We start from the raw sequence: 16,557 nt of genomic DNA on the forward strand, positions 1-16,557 counted from the left end.
AAAGGCAAAGATGAAAACATTAAAACAATGGCAGTTTATTAAAAACGAAAAAAATCGTATTGATTTGGCATGTGATCATGGATTTATATTGCATATTTTTGTTTTGGAAAATGACATTATTCGTGTGGCCTTTACACGAAATAATGAATTTAAACTTCCTCATACTTGGGCTATAACTCCAAACAAAAAAGATGTTGAATGGAAAGGTCGAGATAAATGGTCATTAGATGGGTTCTCTTTGCCTAATTATCAGCTTATTCAAACAGAAAAAACACTTGAAATTTCAACCGCACTTTTACGTTTAACAGTCCATCAGCCACTTTATCTTGAATGGGAATTCAAACAAGGTGAAAAATGGAAGCCATTGATGATGGATAGAAAAACAGGCGCATATTTAATGGGTATATCTAATTCTGATATTTCTCATTTTATAAACCGATCTGTTGATCACTATTACTATGGTTTAGGTGAAAAAACAGGTAACCTTAATAGACATGGTCGTCGTTTTGAAATGCGTAATATAGATGCAATGGGCTACAACGCAGAGTATACAGATCCACTATATAAACATATTCCATTCTATATTACTCATACTTCAGATGTCAGTTATGGGCTTTATTATGATAATTTGTCACCTTGCTGGTTTGTCTTGGGTAGTGAAATTGATAACTACCATGCTTATTATCGTTCTTATAAAGCAGAAGATGGAGATCTTGACTATTACGTTATTCTTGGACCAAAAATTATTGATGTAACCAAAAAATATTGTCAATTAACTGGGGGTACAGCTTTTGGTCCAAAATGGAGTTTAGGTTATAGCGGATCGACTATGAGTTATACCGATGCTCCAGATGCGCAAGAACAGTTAAAAAAATTTGTGGATTTATGCGATAAGCACGATATTCCATGTGATTCTTTCCAACTTTCATCAGGCTATACTTCAATTAATGGAAAACGCTATGTTTTCAATTGGAACAAAGAAAAAATTCCTCAACCATTAGAAATGGCTAAGCATTTTCATGATGCAGGAATGAAATTAGCAGCCAACATTAAACCTTGTTTATTACAAGATCATCCACGCTATGAAGAAGTGGAAGAATTAGGTTTATTTATCAAAGATTCTGAATCTAATGCGCCAGAACGATCAATGTTTTGGGATGATGAGGGATCACATTTGGATTTTACCAATATGGATACTGTCGATTGGTGGAAGTCAAATATAAAAAAACAATTATTAGATAATGGTATTGATTCTACATGGAATGATAATAATGAATTTGAAGTATGGGATAACTATGCAAAATGTCATTATTTTGGTAGGGGAATGCCAATTAAATTGTTGAGACCATTGCAACCATTGTTAATGATGAAATCTTCCTATGAAGCACAACTAGAACATGCTCCAAATAAACGCCCTTATTTAATATCCCGTTCGGGTTCTCCAGGAATGAATCGTTATGTTCAAACTTGGTCTGGAGATAATCGAACAAGTTGGAATACTCTAAAATATAATATCAAAATGGGATTAGGGATGAGTCTTTCTGCTCTCCACAATGTAGGGCATGATGTTGGTGGCTTTTCGGGTAATAAACCTGATGCAGAACTCTTTGTTCGTTGGGTTCAAAATGGTGTAATGCATCCTCGATTTACTATCCATTCTTGGAATGATGATAAAACGGTTAATGAACCCTGGATGTATCCTCAAGTAACGAATATTATTCGTGATGCTATTCAATTACGTTATTGTTTAATGCCTTATATTTATAATGCATTTTGGAAATCTCATAATGAAAATGAGCCTATGTTACGCCCAACTTTCTTAGATCACGAGAATGATCCTAATACGTTTGCTGAAAATGATGATTATTTGTTTGGTGAAGATTTATTGGTGGCTTCTGTGGTTGAAGAAAATCAACGTAAACGAGAAGTTTATTTGCCACAAAATTTAACAGGTTGGTATGACTTTTATTCTCACCAATGGTTTAATAGCGGCGAAACGATAATAGCTGATGCTCCATTGGAAAGGATACCTCTATTTGTAAGAGCTGGTAGTATTATCCCTCTAACTAAAAAGGGATATAAAAATACTTTAATAGATGATTATCGTGAGTTGCTTATCATGCCTTTTATCAACCATGGTCAAAGAAGTATTACAATTTTTGATGATGATGGTGAAACATTTGATTATCAAAAAGGTAAATGCCTAATTTTAAATATTGACCTTAAATGTACCAATAGTACTATTGAATTAACTATTACTAAATCAGGTGGTTATTTGCCTAAATATAATGAGATTAAATTTAGGATTCCAATTTCAGAAGAAAGAGATTTTGTTATTAATGGAAACATGGTGAATAATGGCTTTAAACTAAATTTAAATAATATTTAATTAGAGAAGAGTAATGAACTTTGATGAATTAAGATCCTATAAAAAGATTGGAAATGAATTAAAAGAACAACTTAATAATAATCAATATAAAGTTGGTGAAAAATTACCTGCAGAGCGAGATTTAGCAGAGTATTTTGATGTTAGTAGAACGGTTATTCGTGAAGCTATCATTATGTTGGAATTAGAAAATCTAGTTGAGGTAAGAAAAGGCTCAGGCGTATATGTTATTGCTTTGCCTCAAAGACAGGCAAGCAATGATGATGTGCTTGATAAAGTTGATGTTGGACCTTTTGAATTATTACAAGCTCGTCAATTATTGGAAAGTAGTATTGCTGAATTTGCTGCATTACAAGCAACTCGTTCAGATATTGTTCGTTTAAAAGAAATTCTGGCTAGAGAACGTTCCAATTTAGATCAAGGTGATGAAGATTATGTGGCTGATGAAGATTTTCATCAAACAATTGCTGAAATTACGCAAAATGAAGTAATTGTACATATGCAAAAGGCGCTCTGGGAGCTACGTATAAATAGCAAAATGTGGCAAGGATTACATTTACATATTCCAAATCAGAGTTATCGGCATCTTTGGTTACAAGATCATGAAAATATTATAACGGCATTGCAACGTAAAGATCCCGCAATGGCAAAGAAAGCTATGTGGCAACACTTAGAAAATGTAAAACAAAAACTTTTTGAGTTATCTGATGTAGATGATCCTGATTTTTATGGTTATCTATTTAATATGAGTCCAATTGTTGTAGATCGTTAAAATTAAGAAGGAGGTTCAAATGGAACAAGCATGGCGTTGGTATGGACCCAAAGATCCGGTATCTCTATCGGATATTAGACAAGCAGGTGCGACAGGTATTGTAACAGCATTGCATCATATTCCAAATGGGCAGGTTTGGAGTATTGAGGAAATTGAAAAACGAAAAGCAGAAGTTGAAACAGCAGGGCTAGTTTGGTCTGTAGTTGAGAGTGTGCCAGTACATGAGGAAATAAAAACACAAACTGGCAATTATCAGATTTGGATTGATAATTATAAACAAACTCTTCGTAATTTAGCTAAATGTGGTATTGATACAGTTTGTTATAACTTTATGCCTGTTTTAGATTGGACACGTACAGATTTAGCTTATGAATTGCCTGATGGTTCTAAGGCTCTACGTTTTGATCATATAGCTTTTTCTGCCTTTGAATTGCATATTCTGAAACGTCCTAATGCAGAGTTAAGTTATACAGAGGAAGAACAGGAAGCAGCTAAACGTTATTATGAAAAGATGACGGAAGCAGATATTAAGCAATTAACTAATAATATTATTGCTGGTCTTCCTGGTGCAGAAGAAGGGTATACTTTGGAAGAGTTCCAAGGACAATTAGATCGTTATAAAGATATTTCACCAGAAAAATTCCGCTCTCATCTTGCCTATTTTTTAAATCAAATTGTGCCGGTTGCACAAGAGGTTGGTGTTAAACTGGCTATTCATCCTGATGATCCTCCTCGTCCAATATTAGGGTTACCTCGTATCGTATCTACTATAGAGGATATGCAATGGTTTGTTGAAGTAGAACCGCTTCCAGCAAATGGTTTTACTATGTGTACTGGGTCTTATGGTGTTCGTTCAGATAATGATTTAGTTAAAATGACAGAACAATTTGCCGATCGTATTTACTTTGCTCATCTACGCTCAACAGAAAGAGAAGATAATCCATTAACGTTCCATGAGGCTTCTCATTTACAAGGAGATGTGGATATGTTTAATGTAGTAAAAGCATTATTAACTGAAGAGTATCGTCGTTTAAATAATGGTGAGACTAGATTGATTCCTATGAGACCAGATCATGGACATCAGATGTTGGATGATTTGCATAAGAAAACAAATCCTGGGTATTCCGCTATTGGACGTTTAAAAGGTCTGGCTGAATTTCGAGGTTTAGAGATGGCATTAAAAAAAGTATATTTCAATAAATAACAGGAATTCCTTACTAAGGAGGAAATGATGAAAAAAGCATTATTAGTATTACCTTTTATTTCATTGGGTGTGTTTGCTCAGGATGATCTGACTTATGATAAGCTTGTGCAGACATCAGTGAAAAGTGGTTCTATTGATTACTTTATTCAAGGCAAAGGAGGGGCCGGTGAGAAAAATAATCAAATTTGTGAAGATGGATTATTTTTCAATGATCACTATCTTGCCGTTTTTGATGGAGCGACTGATAAATCTGGTAAGAAATATGACGGCAAAAAAGGAGGTCGAGTTAGCAGAGATATCATTCAAGATGTTTTCCAATCGCTTCCTCCTAATACAGATAAATTAGCGATTTTGCAGAAAATTAATGAGAAATTCAAAGAATTTTATGCTAAGAATCCAGACATGGATTTTGAAAAGAATCCATTGTTTAGACCAACAGCAACATTAATTTGGTATAACTTGGATACCAATGAGCTTGTTGCAATTGGTGACTCAAAGGCAAGAATTGATGGGGTTAATTACAATGATGAAGCTAAATATGTTGATGTATTAAATAGTGCTTTGAGAGTAAAAATTCTAAAAGATTTGAAATTAACACCTGAGCAAATAGAAGAAAATGATTTAGGTCGTTTTTATATTCTTCCTTTGCTGAAAAGACAATCTGAATTTCAAAACAACCCAAACGCTCCAAAAGCTTTCCAATATTGGGCAATTGATGGTTTTAATATCCCTGAATCGGAATTAAAAACTTGGAAGTTTGATAAAACTCCTAAAGTGATTGAATTATCTTCAGATGGATATGAAACTTATCCGAAAGAAGCAACTGTTGATAGTTATGAAAATCAATTGAAAGAAGAACTAAAAAACGACCCATTGCGCATTGAAAACCCATCAACAAAAGGAGTCGTAAAAGGTAATTATACCTTTGATGATAGAGCAATTTTGATCTATAAATCTAAATAGGCTATCTACTTGTACTTACGTTAAATAAGTACAGGTTTTTTTATATTATTAATTTATGCGTAAGTATTCTGGCGAACTTATTTTATTTTTTGTAACTTTTATTGCTGCTTCAGGTTGGTTTTTTTCTAAATATTCTTTAGAGGGAATGCCACAGATGGGGTTTATTGGCCTTCGTTTCACCATTGCATTTCTTATATTTTTGCCCTTTTCCTATTCTACAATTTGTAAGTTAGAATTTTTTCAAATAATGAAAGCTGTGAGTGTTGGTTTAGCTTATATACTAACGATGGTATTATGGATTTCTGGATTAATATTAAGCGAATACTTAGGGGAAGGAGCTTTCTTATATAGTCTATCAATGCTGATCGCTCCTTTAATATCTTGGGGATTATTTAAGCATAAACCTCAAAAAATTTTTTGGATTTCACTACCTATTGCTGTATTAGGGCTCTATTGTTTATTGGGACAAAAAAGCAGCATGTTCCATTTTTCCTTGAGTAATATTATTTTCTTACTAGCCTCTATTTCTGCTGCATTATATTTTGTGTTAAATAATCAATTTGCTAAGAATATTCCACCATTGGCTTTGACAACAATTCAGATCGGAGTTGTTGGAGTTTTGGCTGGATTATATTCTTTATTGGTAGAAAAATGGCTATTCCCCATCTCTATGAATACCTTATTTTGGTTTGCAGGTAGTATCCTTATTGCTACCAATTTAAGGGTTTTTTTACAAACTATTGCTCAAAATAAGTGCAGTATTAATAATGCAGCAGTTATAATGTTATTAGAACCTATATGGACTCTGGTTTTAAGCATATTTTTTTTAGGTGAAATATTTTCGTTCATAAAAATATTAGGTTGTAGTTTAATTTTAATTTCTTTGATTATTTATCGCTTACCTAAATTAACTAGAGTATCACTTGAATAAGTAGAGTTTTAATTTTCTACATCCACACTCAGTACTTCATCTTCTGTTTTTAACAGCGTATAGACATCTTTTAGCATTTCATTATCGATGTTGTAGCATCGTACTTGCAAGCGAACTTCGCCGCTAGCTTGGTCTTTTACCGAGATATTTTCAATACGATAGTCATGTTTGAGTAATAAATCTGTGACTTTACTAATACCGTTCGCAGAACTTAGCTGAATAGCCAATCGAGTACGCTTTTTATAGGTTTTACGGCGAACATAACGTTGCACAATCGGGCTGATACGGATAGCGATTAAAATCATCAAAGTAGCAATAATCGCATCAAAAATAAAACCCGCACCTGTTGCCACACCGATAGCCGCAGCCGCCCAAATAATGGCGGAAGTAGTTAAGCCTGAAATAGCATCATTTTTCTTGTGTAAAATTACCCCTGCGCCTAAAAAACCAATACCACTGATTACTTGTGCGGCAAGTCGCATAGGGTCAGTTCGGATATTATCTGAAACTTGTGCGTAATGTTCAGCAGCTTGAATGGAGACAATCGTGAGTACACAAGTCGTTACCGCAATAATAGCACAAGTTTTGACACCAACCGGTTTGTGTTTAAGTTCTCGTTCTAAGCCAATAATCCCGCCAAGTACAAGTGCGAGTAGCATTTTTCCGAGAATAATTAAATAAGCCATTTGTTCAAAAATAGTTGAAAAAAGAGAGAGATTTTCCATATTAATAATCAATATAAGTAAATAAAAATGGTACTTATTCTACCTGAAAAAAAGGCGTTAATGGGTAAATTTACTTTAATTATCGCCTTTCTGCTTGAAATTGAGTAAAATCTAAGGTTTTGAAAAATGACGATAGCTGAGAATAAATTTATGCAAAAATCAACGCCAAATATTGGCTTTGTAAGTTTAGGTTGCCCTAAAAATTTAGTTGATTCAGAACGGATTTTGACCGAATTACGTACTGACGGATATAACATTGTGCCAAGTTATGAAAATGTAGACTTGGTCATTGTGAATACTTGCGGTTTTATTGATAGTGCTGTACAGGAATCCCTAGAAGCTATTGGCGAGGCGTTGGAAGAAAACGGACGTGTGATTGTGACCGGCTGTTTAGGGGCGAAAGAAGATCAAATTCGCCAAGTTCACCCGAAAGTATTGGAAGTAACTGGTCCGCATAGTTATGAAGCAGTAATGGCTCAAGTACACAAGTATGTACCAAAGCCAGAACATAATCCTTACACCAGCCTTGTTCCAAAACAAGGAGTGAAATTAACACCAAAACACTATGCATATTTGAAAATCTCAGAAGGTTGTGATCATCGTTGTACATTCTGCATAATTCCTTCATTGCGTGGGGATTTAGAAAGCCGTTCTATCACGCAAGTATTGGATGAAGCAAAACGTCTTGCTGATGCAGGCGTGAAAGAGTTATTGGTCGTATCACAAGATACCTCTGCTTATGCAATGGATACACAACGCAAAGAAGGTGGCGTAAAAACGGCTTTCTGGAATGGTATGCCAATTAAAAATGACTTAATGACCTTGTGTAAACAACTTGGTAAATTAGGCATTTGGGTACGTTTACACTACGTTTATCCTTATCCGCACGTGGATGATTTAATTCCATTAATGGCGGAAGGTTTATTGTTGCCTTATTTGGATATTCCATTGCAACACGCAAGTCCAAAAATTTTAAAAGCGATGAAAAGACCAGGAAAAATTGACCGCACTTTAGAGCGTATCAAGCAATGGCGTGAGATTTGTCCGGATTTAACCTTGCGTTCAACTTTCATTGTAGGCTTCCCGGGTGAAACAGAAGAAGACTTCCAAATGTTATTGGATTTCTTAAAAGAAGCACAACTTGATCGCGTGGGCTGTTTCAAATTTAGCCCAGTAGAAGGCGCACCGGCTACCGAAATGGCCGACCAAGTGCCTGAAGAGGTAAAAGAAGAACGTTTCCACCGCTTTATGCAGTTACAACAAGAAATTTCCGCTGAACGATTAAAGCAAAAAATTGGCCGAATGCTTGATGTAATCGTGGATGAAATTGATGACGAAGGTATTATTGGCCGTACAAAAGCTGATGCACCAGAAATTGATGGCTTAGTTTATATTGAAAATCTAAGTGGCACACCTGTAAAAGTAGGCGAAGTTATTAAAGTCACTATCACCCATTCAGATGAATATGATCTGTGGGGAACCTGTTAATTATTCATTTTATTTATTTTTTACCAAAGAAATTTAGAAATGACAGAAGCACAAAAACAACCAAGTGTTATCCGTTTTGAACAGGAAGTAGCAGCAAAAAGCTATGAATCAGCTTGCGTTGAATTGCTGGATATTTTAAGCAAAATTGATAGTAATTTTGGTGGCGTTGAAGGTATTGAAATTGATTATCCTAGTCAATTAAATGGTGAATTAGTACAAGAAAAAATTAAGCATTTTTGTACCCGTGTAGCGGTAGCAATGAGCGAGCTATTTTCTAATCCTCAATTAGATATTTCTGAAGGTGGTGCTCAGCGTTTCTTTAGTTTCCAACGCTGGATTAATATGATTTTTGCTTCATCACCCTTTGTGAACGCTGATCATGTGTTACAAGCTTATAACCGCAATCCAGATAAAACCAATTTATTCGATTTCCATTTAGATAATACGAAATCATCATTAATTAAATTCTGTATTTTGTATTTGCCGGAATCGAATATAAACGTCAATCTTGATGCTTTATGGAATTTAGATCCAGAATTATGTGCATCCCTTTGTTTTGCATTGCAATCACCACGTTTTATTGGTACAGAACAATCGTTTTCTAAGCGTGGTACGCTTTTACAATGGTTCCCTGAAAAATTAGCAACGATTGAAAACTTAAATAATATACCAAGTGCAATTTCACATGATGTGTATATGCATTGCAGCTACGATATTGCTGAAAATAAACACTGGGTGAAACAAGCATTAAACCAAGTTATTCGTCGTCATTTATTGCAAGGTGGATGGGTAGATCGCGATGTCACGAAATTAGGTGAACGTGATGGCAAACCAGTCATGGTCATATTATTGGAGCATTTCCATTCATCCCATTCAATTTATCGTACGCATTCCACTTCAATGATTGCTGCGCGTGAGCGTTTTCATTTAATTGGTGTAGGTAATGATGCTGTAGATGCAGCAGGACAAGCGGTGTTTGATGAATTCCATTTATTAAAAGGTGATAATATTTTTGGTAAATTGAATGAATTAAAAGAGATTTGTGAAAAAAATGGTGCTGCGGTTCTTTATATGCCAAGTATTGGAATGGATTTAACCACTATTTTTGCAAGCAATACACGCCTTGCACCAGTTCAAGTAATTGCTTTAGGTCACCCAGCTACGACACATTCTGATTTTATTGAATATGTGATTGTAGAAGATGATTATGTGGGTTCTGAAAAATGTTTCAGTGAGCAATTATTGCGTTTACCGAAAGATGCCTTACCTTATGTGCCTTCAGCACTTGCACCACAACACGTAGAATATCGCTTACGTGAAAACCCTGAAGTGGTGAATATTGGTATTGCCTCTACCACAATGAAGCTTAACCCCTATTTCTTGGCAGCATTAAAGGCTATTCGTGATCGTGCTAATGTGAAAGTGCATTTCCACTTTGCATTAGGTCAATCTAGTGGTGTGACGCATCCTTATGTTGAGCGTTTTATTAAATCTTATTTAGGCAATGATGCGACAGCTCATCCACATGCACCTTATGATCAATATCTTCGTATTTTGCATAACTGCGATATGATGGTAAACCCATTCCCATTCGGTAACACCAACGGCATTATTGATATGGTGACGTTAGGTTTAGTGGGCGTATGTAAAACTGGTGCAGAAGTGCATGAACATATTGATGAAGGGTTATTCAAACGTTTAGGTTTACCGGAATGGTTAATTGCAAATACGGTAGATGAATATGTTGAGCGTGCAATTCGTTTAGCAGAAAATCATCAAGAACGTTTAGAACTTCGCCGTCATATCATTGAAAATAACGGTTTACAAACCTTATTTACAGGTGATCCAAGCCCAATGGGTAAAGTGTTACTTGAAAAATTTGAGGAATGGAAAGCAGCAAATTTAGCTGAAAAGCCAAAGAAAAAAGCGACTAAATCCGCAACGACAAAAGAGAAGGCCACAAAGTCTACGACAGAAAAGAAAAGTGCGGTCAAATCTGAAGGTAAATCTGAGCCGAAAAAAATGGTAAAAAAAAAAGCAGATAAATAATCAATAAATCCCCGAAAGGGGATTTTTTATTGAAAAAAATTAAACAAAGCCTCATTTTTTCTAAAAAAACTTGATTTTGTGACATAAAGCCTGTAATTAATAGACCCATTCAACACAACATAAAATAAGGAAAAACTCATGAAAAACGTCGGTTTTATCGGTTGGCGCGGAATGGTCGGTTCCGTATTAATGGATCGTATGGTACAAGAGCAAGATTTTGCCAATATTAATCCAGTTTTCTTCACTACTTCTCAAGCAGGTCAAAAAGCCCCTGTATTCGCAGGCAAAGAGGCAGGTGAGCTTAAAAATGCATTCGACATTGAAGAACTTAAAAAATTAGACATTATCGTGACCTGCCAAGGTGGCGACTATACCAATGAAGTCTATCCAAAATTAAAAGCAACAGGTTGGGATGGTTATTGGGTTGATGCAGCGTCTGCACTACGTATGAAAGATGATGCGATTATCGTGCTTGATCCGGTAAACCAACACGTGATTTCTGAAGGCTTGAAAAAAGGCATTAAAACTTTTGTGGGTGGTAATTGTACTGTAAGCTTAATGTTGATGGCTATCGGTGGTTTGTTTGAAAAAGATTTAGTGGAATGGGTATCTGTTGCAACTTACCAAGCGGCTTCAGGTGCGGGCGCAAAAAATATGCGTGAATTGATTTCACAAATGGGCTTATTAGAACAATCGGTTTCAAGTGAATTAAAAGATCCTGCTTCGTCAATTTTAGATATTGAACGTAAAGTGACGGCAGAAATGCGTTCTGGTAGCTTCCCAACGGATAACTTCGGTGCAGCATTAGGGGGAAGCTTAATCCCTTGGATTGACAAACTTCTCCCTGAAACAGGACAAACGAAAGAAGAATGGAAAGGCTATGCAGAAACCAACAAAATCTTAGGTTTAAGCGACAATCCAATTCCTGTTGATGGTTTATGTGTGCGTATCGGTGCATTACGCTGCCACAGCCAAGCATTCACTATCAAACTGAAAAAAGACTTACCGTTAGAAGAAATCGAACAAATTTTAGCGTCTCACAATGAATGGGTGAAAGTGATTCCAAACGACAAAGAAACCACATTACGTGAATTAACTCCAGCGAAAATAACAGGTACATTAAGCGTACCGGTTGGTCGTTTACGTAAATTGGCAATGGGTCCGGAATACTTAGCGGCATTCACTGTAGGTGACCAATTATTATGGGGCGCTGCAGAGCCAGTTCGCCGTATCTTAAAACAATTGGTGGCATAAGTTTTACTTTCACTACAAAGGGCGTATTTACTACGCCCTTTTCATTAAAAAATTATGATCAGAGAACCTCATTTTCATCAATTTGCTCTTGCAGAGTTATTGCCTTTTTTTGAGCAATTTCCGACGCAATATCTTTCTGGTGAACGAAATATCAAATTAGCTTATCGTCATTTGGTTCAGCCTGAAAGCGCGGTCAGAAAATTGATGATTTTGGTTAATGGTCGAGCAGAAAATATGCTGAAATGGACTGAGTTGGCTTATGACTTTTATCAACAAGGTTATGATGTTTTGCTTTTCGATCACCGAGGACAAGGCTATTCACAGCGTATTATTCCTCAAAAAGGGCATTTAGATGAGTTTCGTTTTTATATTGATGATATGGCAAAAATCATTGAAAAAACGACCGCACTTTATTCTTATCAAGCGCAATATATTCTTGCACACTCCCTCGGCGCTTTGATTTCTACCTATTATCTAGCCAATTACGATCATCATATTAAAAAGGCTGTGCTTTCTTCGCCTTTCTTTGGCGTTCCCATGAAACATCCGTTACGAGATGAAATCATCATTGCAACGATGATGGCATTTGGTCAAGGTCATCGTTATGTTTTTGGCAAAGGACATTACAAACCGGCAGATTTAAACCTTAATGAACTTAGTCATTCTAAAACGCGAATGAAATGGATGAACCGAGTTAATCGAAAACGCGCAGCTATTCACTTAGGTGGCCCGACATTCCGTTGGGTACATTTGTGTTTAAATGCAATCAAAGCGCTCCCTAAAATCATTCCAAGAGTGGAAATACCCGTGCTTATCCTACAAGCGGAAAAGGAAAAGATAGTGGATAACAAAAATCTTGAAAAATTGACCGCACTTTTTCCGCATGCAGAATCCATGCTTGTACCTCAAGCAAAACATGAAATCCTTTTTGAAAAGGATAACGTGAGAAAAGCCGTGCTTGAACGCGTTAATCAATTTCTTCATTCTTAAATTTTCCTAATTAGATTAAATACAAAACATTATATATTGATTTATTAATGTTTTTTTATTTTTATCTCATGAGTGTTTAGCCTTTTATTGAGCAAGATCATAGTTTCTTTCTCACTATATCCCTACAATCAATAATACTTATTTATAGTTATGTTTTTTTGTCGTTTGTATAGTTGGAGTGTCTATGTCAAAAATGAAGAAAATCGTCACCGCAATTTGCTTGGCTGGTGTCGGCGCTGTGGTATTGTGGGGAACGCAGTGGGTTATGCATAAAACCAGTACACCGGAGTTTTGTGTCAGTTGTCATTCAATGAGCTATCCAAAAGAAGAATGGGAAGGTTCGAGTCACTTTGCTAATGCAAAAGGCGTGCGAGCACAATGTTCAGACTGCCATATTCCAAAAGAAGGTTGGCATTATGTCAAAGCTAAATTTATTGCTTTGAAAGATTTGTGGTATGAAGCACAAGGCAAGATTGAGAATAAAGAAAAATATGAAGCCCACCGTGCCGAGCTTGCTCAAATGGTGTGGAATGATATGAAAGCCAACGATTCAGAAACCTGTCGCAGCTGTCACAGTTTTGATGCAATGGAGTTTTCAAAACAAACTAAATTAGCAAAACAAACCCATACAGATGCCCAAACAAACGGCCAAACCTGTATTGATTGTCATAAAGGCATTGTTCACTTCCTTCCTGAAGTACATGGCGATCAAAATGCGCAAAAATCCTCTACTGTACAAGGCGGTACTCTCTCTGATGGCTCAGCGATTTTTGCTACTGAAATGGTGAAAGCGACCAATGATAAAGGAAATGAGGTTCGTCTCATGCCTTATGCAGAATTAATGCAATGGAAAGTAAATGGTGATCAAGTTCAAGGCACCTTACATGGTTGGCAACAAGTAGGAGCTGAAGCGGTTGTTTATCAAGAATTAGGTAAACGTATCACGCTTGCTTTACTGGATGAAGATGCACGTAACCATGTTCAAGTCGTAAAAACTGTACATGATGCAGTAACGGATTCTGACTGGAAAGAAATCAATGTTGCGGTGAATGTTGCAAAAGAAAAAATGTCATCAGATCTGACCGCACTTAATCAATATGGCAATCAGTTAAATCAAACTCAATGTAGTGGTTGTCACGCGGCAATTGGTGCGGATCATTACACGGCTAACCAATGGATTGGTGTGGTGAACTCTATGAAAGACCGAACATCAATGAACAAAGATGAAGTACGTGCATTAACTATTTATCTGCAACGCAATGCCAAAGATATGGCAAAACAATAATAACCAACTATCTAAAACGAGGCTGAAATGAAAAAGAATAACGTAAATGAACAACGTCGTGATTTTCTGAAAAAAACATCTTTAGGCGTGGCAGGTAGTGCCCTTTCTGGTGGTATGGTGGGCGTTGTATCAAAAAGTGCGGTCGCAAAAGAAGCTGAAATAAAAACAGTGGTTACTGCGGCTCACTGGGGACCGCTTGGTGTGGTTGTGGAAGATGGTAAAGTTGTGAAATCTGGCCCTGCCATTGAACCTGCTGTACCGAACGAATTACAAACCGTTGTTGCCGATCAGCTATACAGCGAAACTCGCGTGAAATATCCAATGGTGCGTAAAGGCTTTTTAGCTAACCCAGGAAAAAGTGATACCACAATGCGTGGTCGTGATGAATGGGTGCGAGTTTCTTGGGATGAAGCGTTAGATTTAGTACACAATCAGCTTAAACGCGTTCGTGACGAACATGGTCCAACAGGCATTTTTGCCGGTTCTTATGGTTGGTTTAGCTGTGGTTCATTACATGCTTCTCGTACGTTATTACAGCGCTACATGAATGCTACCGGTGGTTTTGTGGGGCATAAAGGGGACTACTCTACGGGTGCTGCGCAAGTCATCATGCCGCATGTGCTTGGTACTATTGAGGTCTATGAACAACAAACCAGCTGGGAATCTGTGTTAGAAAACAGCGATATTATTGTGCTTTGGTCTGCAAACCCACTCACAACCATGCGTATTGCTTGGATGTCTACCGACCAAAAAGGGATTGAATATTTCAAAAAATTCCAAGCGAGTGGAAAACGCATTATTTGTATCGACCCACAAAAAAGCGAAACTTGCCAAATGCTGAACGCAGAATGGATTCCGGTGAATACAGCAACGGATGTGCCGTTAATGCTTGGTATTGCGCATACTTTAGTTGAACAAGGTAAGCATGATAAAGATTTCTTGAAAAAATACACGTCGGGTTATGCTAAATTCGAGGAATATTTATTAGGTAAAACTGATGGCCAACCAAAAACAGCAGAATGGGCGTCAAAAATTTGTGGTGTACCGGCAGAAACGATTAAACAGCTTGCAGCAGATTTTTCTAGTAAACGTACCATGTTAATGGGTGGTTGGGGTATGCAACGCCAACGCCATGGTGAACAAACCCACTGGATGTTAGTCACTCTAGCGTCTATGTTAGGACAAATTGGCTTGCCAGGTGGTGGATTTGGTTTGAGTTATCACTATTCAAATGGTGGGGTGCCAACGGCGACAGGGGGTATTATCGGCTCTATTACCGCAAGTCCAGCAGGCAAAGCGGGTGCAAAAACATGGTTGGATGATACCTCTAAATCTGCTTTCCCATTGGCGCGTATTTCAGATGTGTTGCTCAATCCTGGCAAAAAAATTCACTATAACGGTACTGAAATTACTTACCCTGATATCAAAGCGGTGTATTGGGCAGGCGGTAACCCATTTGTTCACCATCAAGATACCAATACCTTAGTGAAGGCCTTCCAACAACCAGATGTGGTGATTGTGAATGAGGTAAACTGGACGCCAACTGCGCGCATGGCAGATATTGTCTTGCCAGCAACCACCAGTTATGAACGTAATGACTTAACCATGGCAGGCGACTACTCCATGATGAGCGTTTACCCGATGAAACAAGTGGTTCCGCCACAATTTGAAGCGAAAAATGACTATGATATTTTCGTTGAACTTGCTAAACGAGCAGGTGTGGAAGAACAATACACCGAAGGTAAAACGGAAATGGAATGGTTGGAAGAATTCTACAATGCAGCCTTTACTGCCGCACGTGCAAACCGTGTTGCAATGCCTCGTTTTGATAAATTCTGGGCAGAAAATAAACCGTTAAGCTTTGAAGCGGGAGAAGCCGCGAAGAAATGGGTACGTTATGGTGAATTCCGTGAAGATCCATTACTCAATCCGCTCGGCACGCCGTCAGGTAAAATTGAGATTTTCTCTGATGTTATTGAGAAAATGCATTATAACGACTGTAAAGGTCACCCAAGCTGGATGGAGCCAGAAGAATTTGCGGGTAATGTGACAGAAGAATATCCGTTAGCTTTAGTAACGCCACATCCTTACTATCGTTTACACAGCCAATTGGCACATACTTCATTACGTCAAAAATATGCGGTCAATGATCGGGAACCGGTAATGATTCATCCTGAAGATGCGGCTGCTCGCGGTATTAAAGACGGTGATATTGTTCGCATTCATAGCAAACGCGGTCAAGTGCTTGCAGGTGCGGTTATCACAGAAAACATCATCAAAGGTACTGTTGCTCTCCATGAAGGCGCGTGGTATGACCCAATGGACTTAGGTGAAAGTGAAAAACCGTTATGTAAAAATGGTTGTCCAAACGTATTAACACGCGATGAAGGCACATCAAAACTTGCACAAGGTAACTCACCCAATACCTGTATTGTTCAGGTTGAAAAATTTACCGGTAAAGCACCTGAAGTGACGGTATTCAAACAACCTAAACAGGCTGTGTAAAACCA

At 37.2% G+C, this 16,557-nt stretch carries 12 protein-coding genes; 11 read left to right on the forward strand and 1 reads right to left on the reverse strand.

Features of this window, described 5'->3' with window-relative positions:
- The first annotated feature begins 10 nt into the window (after positions 1-10).
- From QQS40_RS03085 to QQS40_RS03105, 5 genes are read left to right on the forward strand one after another with little or no spacing between them, the layout of a single operon-like run.
- Positions 11-2,389 (forward strand): glycoside hydrolase family 31 protein, encoded by a 2,379-nt coding sequence (locus QQS40_RS03085; RefSeq protein WP_178162408.1) that lies wholly within the window; start codon positions 11-13, stop codon positions 2,387-2,389.
- Positions 2,390-2,402: 13 nt separating this feature from the next.
- Positions 2,403-3,158 carry an FCD domain-containing protein gene (locus QQS40_RS03090; RefSeq protein ID WP_329506044.1) on the forward strand — a complete coding sequence of 252 codons (756 nt, stop codon included), beginning with the start codon at positions 2,403-2,405 and terminating at the stop codon, positions 3,156-3,158.
- 19 nt (positions 3,159-3,177) lie between these two features.
- On the forward strand, positions 3,178-4,362 hold the full coding sequence (uxuA, locus tag QQS40_RS03095) for a mannonate dehydratase (protein ID WP_178162404.1): 1,185 nt from the start codon (positions 3,178-3,180) through the stop codon (positions 4,360-4,362).
- 27 nt (positions 4,363-4,389) lie between these two features.
- The gene (locus QQS40_RS03100; protein ID WP_178162574.1) at positions 4,390-5,325 is read left to right on the forward strand and encodes a hypothetical protein; all 936 of its coding nucleotides are present in this window, start codon (positions 4,390-4,392) and stop codon (positions 5,323-5,325) included.
- A 55-nt stretch (positions 5,326-5,380) separates the two neighbouring features.
- On the forward strand, positions 5,381-6,256 hold the full coding sequence (locus tag QQS40_RS03105) for a DMT family transporter (protein ID WP_178162402.1): 876 nt from the start codon (positions 5,381-5,383) through the stop codon (positions 6,254-6,256).
- An 8-nt stretch (positions 6,257-6,264) separates the two neighbouring features.
- On the opposite strand, the gene QQS40_RS03110 is transcribed toward QQS40_RS03105, so the two are convergent.
- Entirely contained in the window at positions 6,265-6,981 is a 717-nt protein-coding gene (locus QQS40_RS03110) for an MgtC/SapB family protein (RefSeq protein ID WP_329506047.1), read from the reverse strand.
- Positions 6,982-7,131: 150 nt separating this feature from the next.
- On the opposite strand from QQS40_RS03110, the gene rimO reads away from it, so the two are divergent.
- The 6 genes from rimO to torA all read left to right on the forward strand — a co-directional run bounded on the left by rimO (position 7,132) and on the right by torA (position 16,552).
- Positions 7,132-8,469, forward strand: coding sequence for a 30S ribosomal protein S12 methylthiotransferase RimO (rimO, locus tag QQS40_RS03115; RefSeq protein ID WP_297568714.1), 1,338 nt, complete (start codon positions 7,132-7,134; stop codon positions 8,467-8,469).
- A gap of 39 nt (positions 8,470-8,508) precedes the next feature.
- Entirely contained in the window at positions 8,509-10,518 is a 2,010-nt protein-coding gene (locus QQS40_RS03120; protein ID WP_329506050.1) for a UDP-glucose:protein N-beta-glucosyltransferase, read from the forward strand.
- 138 nt (positions 10,519-10,656) lie between these two features.
- A complete protein-coding gene (gene asd, locus QQS40_RS03125) occupies positions 10,657-11,772 on the forward strand; it encodes an aspartate-semialdehyde dehydrogenase (protein ID WP_289902366.1) in 1,116 nt (371 codons plus the stop codon).
- Between the two features lie 54 nt (positions 11,773-11,826).
- Entirely contained in the window at positions 11,827-12,762 is a 936-nt protein-coding gene (locus QQS40_RS03130; RefSeq protein ID WP_289902367.1) for an alpha/beta fold hydrolase, read from the forward strand.
- 184 nt (positions 12,763-12,946) lie between these two features.
- Complete coding sequence (locus QQS40_RS03135) at positions 12,947-14,047, forward strand: NapC/NirT family cytochrome c (protein ID WP_289902368.1); 1,101 nt, start codon at positions 12,947-12,949, stop codon at positions 14,045-14,047.
- 27 nt (positions 14,048-14,074) lie between these two features.
- Complete coding sequence (gene torA / locus QQS40_RS03140) at positions 14,075-16,552, forward strand: trimethylamine-N-oxide reductase TorA (protein ID WP_329506053.1); 2,478 nt, start codon at positions 14,075-14,077, stop codon at positions 16,550-16,552.
- The last annotated feature ends 5 nt before the right edge of the window (positions 16,553-16,557 follow it).

The sequence above is a fragment of the Haemophilus parainfluenzae genome, from assembly GCF_036288925.1.
In the GTDB taxonomy this organism is placed as follows: Bacteria; Pseudomonadota; Gammaproteobacteria; order Enterobacterales; family Pasteurellaceae; genus Haemophilus_D.

Excerpts from the sequence above, each read along its gene's own strand:
- QQS40_RS03085 (WP_178162408.1), top strand. The coding sequence starts at position 11 with ATGAAAACATTAAAACAATGGCAGTTTATTAAAAACGAAAAAAATCGT.
- QQS40_RS03090 (WP_329506044.1), top strand. The coding sequence starts at position 2,403 with ATGAACTTTGATGAATTAAGATCCTATAAAAAGATTGGAAATGAATTA.
- uxuA (WP_178162404.1), top strand. The coding sequence starts at position 3,178 with ATGGAACAAGCATGGCGTTGGTATGGACCCAAAGATCCGGTATCTCTA.
- QQS40_RS03100 (WP_178162574.1), top strand. The coding sequence starts at position 4,390 with ATGAAAAAAGCATTATTAGTATTACCTTTTATTTCATTGGGTGTGTTT.
- QQS40_RS03105 (WP_178162402.1), top strand. The coding sequence starts at position 5,381 with ATGCGTAAGTATTCTGGCGAACTTATTTTATTTTTTGTAACTTTTATT.
- QQS40_RS03110 (WP_329506047.1), bottom strand. The coding sequence starts at position 6,981 with ATGGAAAATCTCTCTCTTTTTTCAACTATTTTTGAACAAATGGCTTAT.
- rimO (WP_297568714.1), top strand. The coding sequence starts at position 7,132 with ATGCAAAAATCAACGCCAAATATTGGCTTTGTAAGTTTAGGTTGCCCT.
- QQS40_RS03120 (WP_329506050.1), top strand. The coding sequence starts at position 8,509 with ATGACAGAAGCACAAAAACAACCAAGTGTTATCCGTTTTGAACAGGAA.
- asd (WP_289902366.1), top strand. The coding sequence starts at position 10,657 with ATGAAAAACGTCGGTTTTATCGGTTGGCGCGGAATGGTCGGTTCCGTA.
- QQS40_RS03130 (WP_289902367.1), top strand. The coding sequence starts at position 11,827 with ATGATCAGAGAACCTCATTTTCATCAATTTGCTCTTGCAGAGTTATTG.
- QQS40_RS03135 (WP_289902368.1), top strand. The coding sequence starts at position 12,947 with ATGTCAAAAATGAAGAAAATCGTCACCGCAATTTGCTTGGCTGGTGTC.
- torA (WP_329506053.1), top strand. The coding sequence starts at position 14,075 with ATGAAAAAGAATAACGTAAATGAACAACGTCGTGATTTTCTGAAAAAA.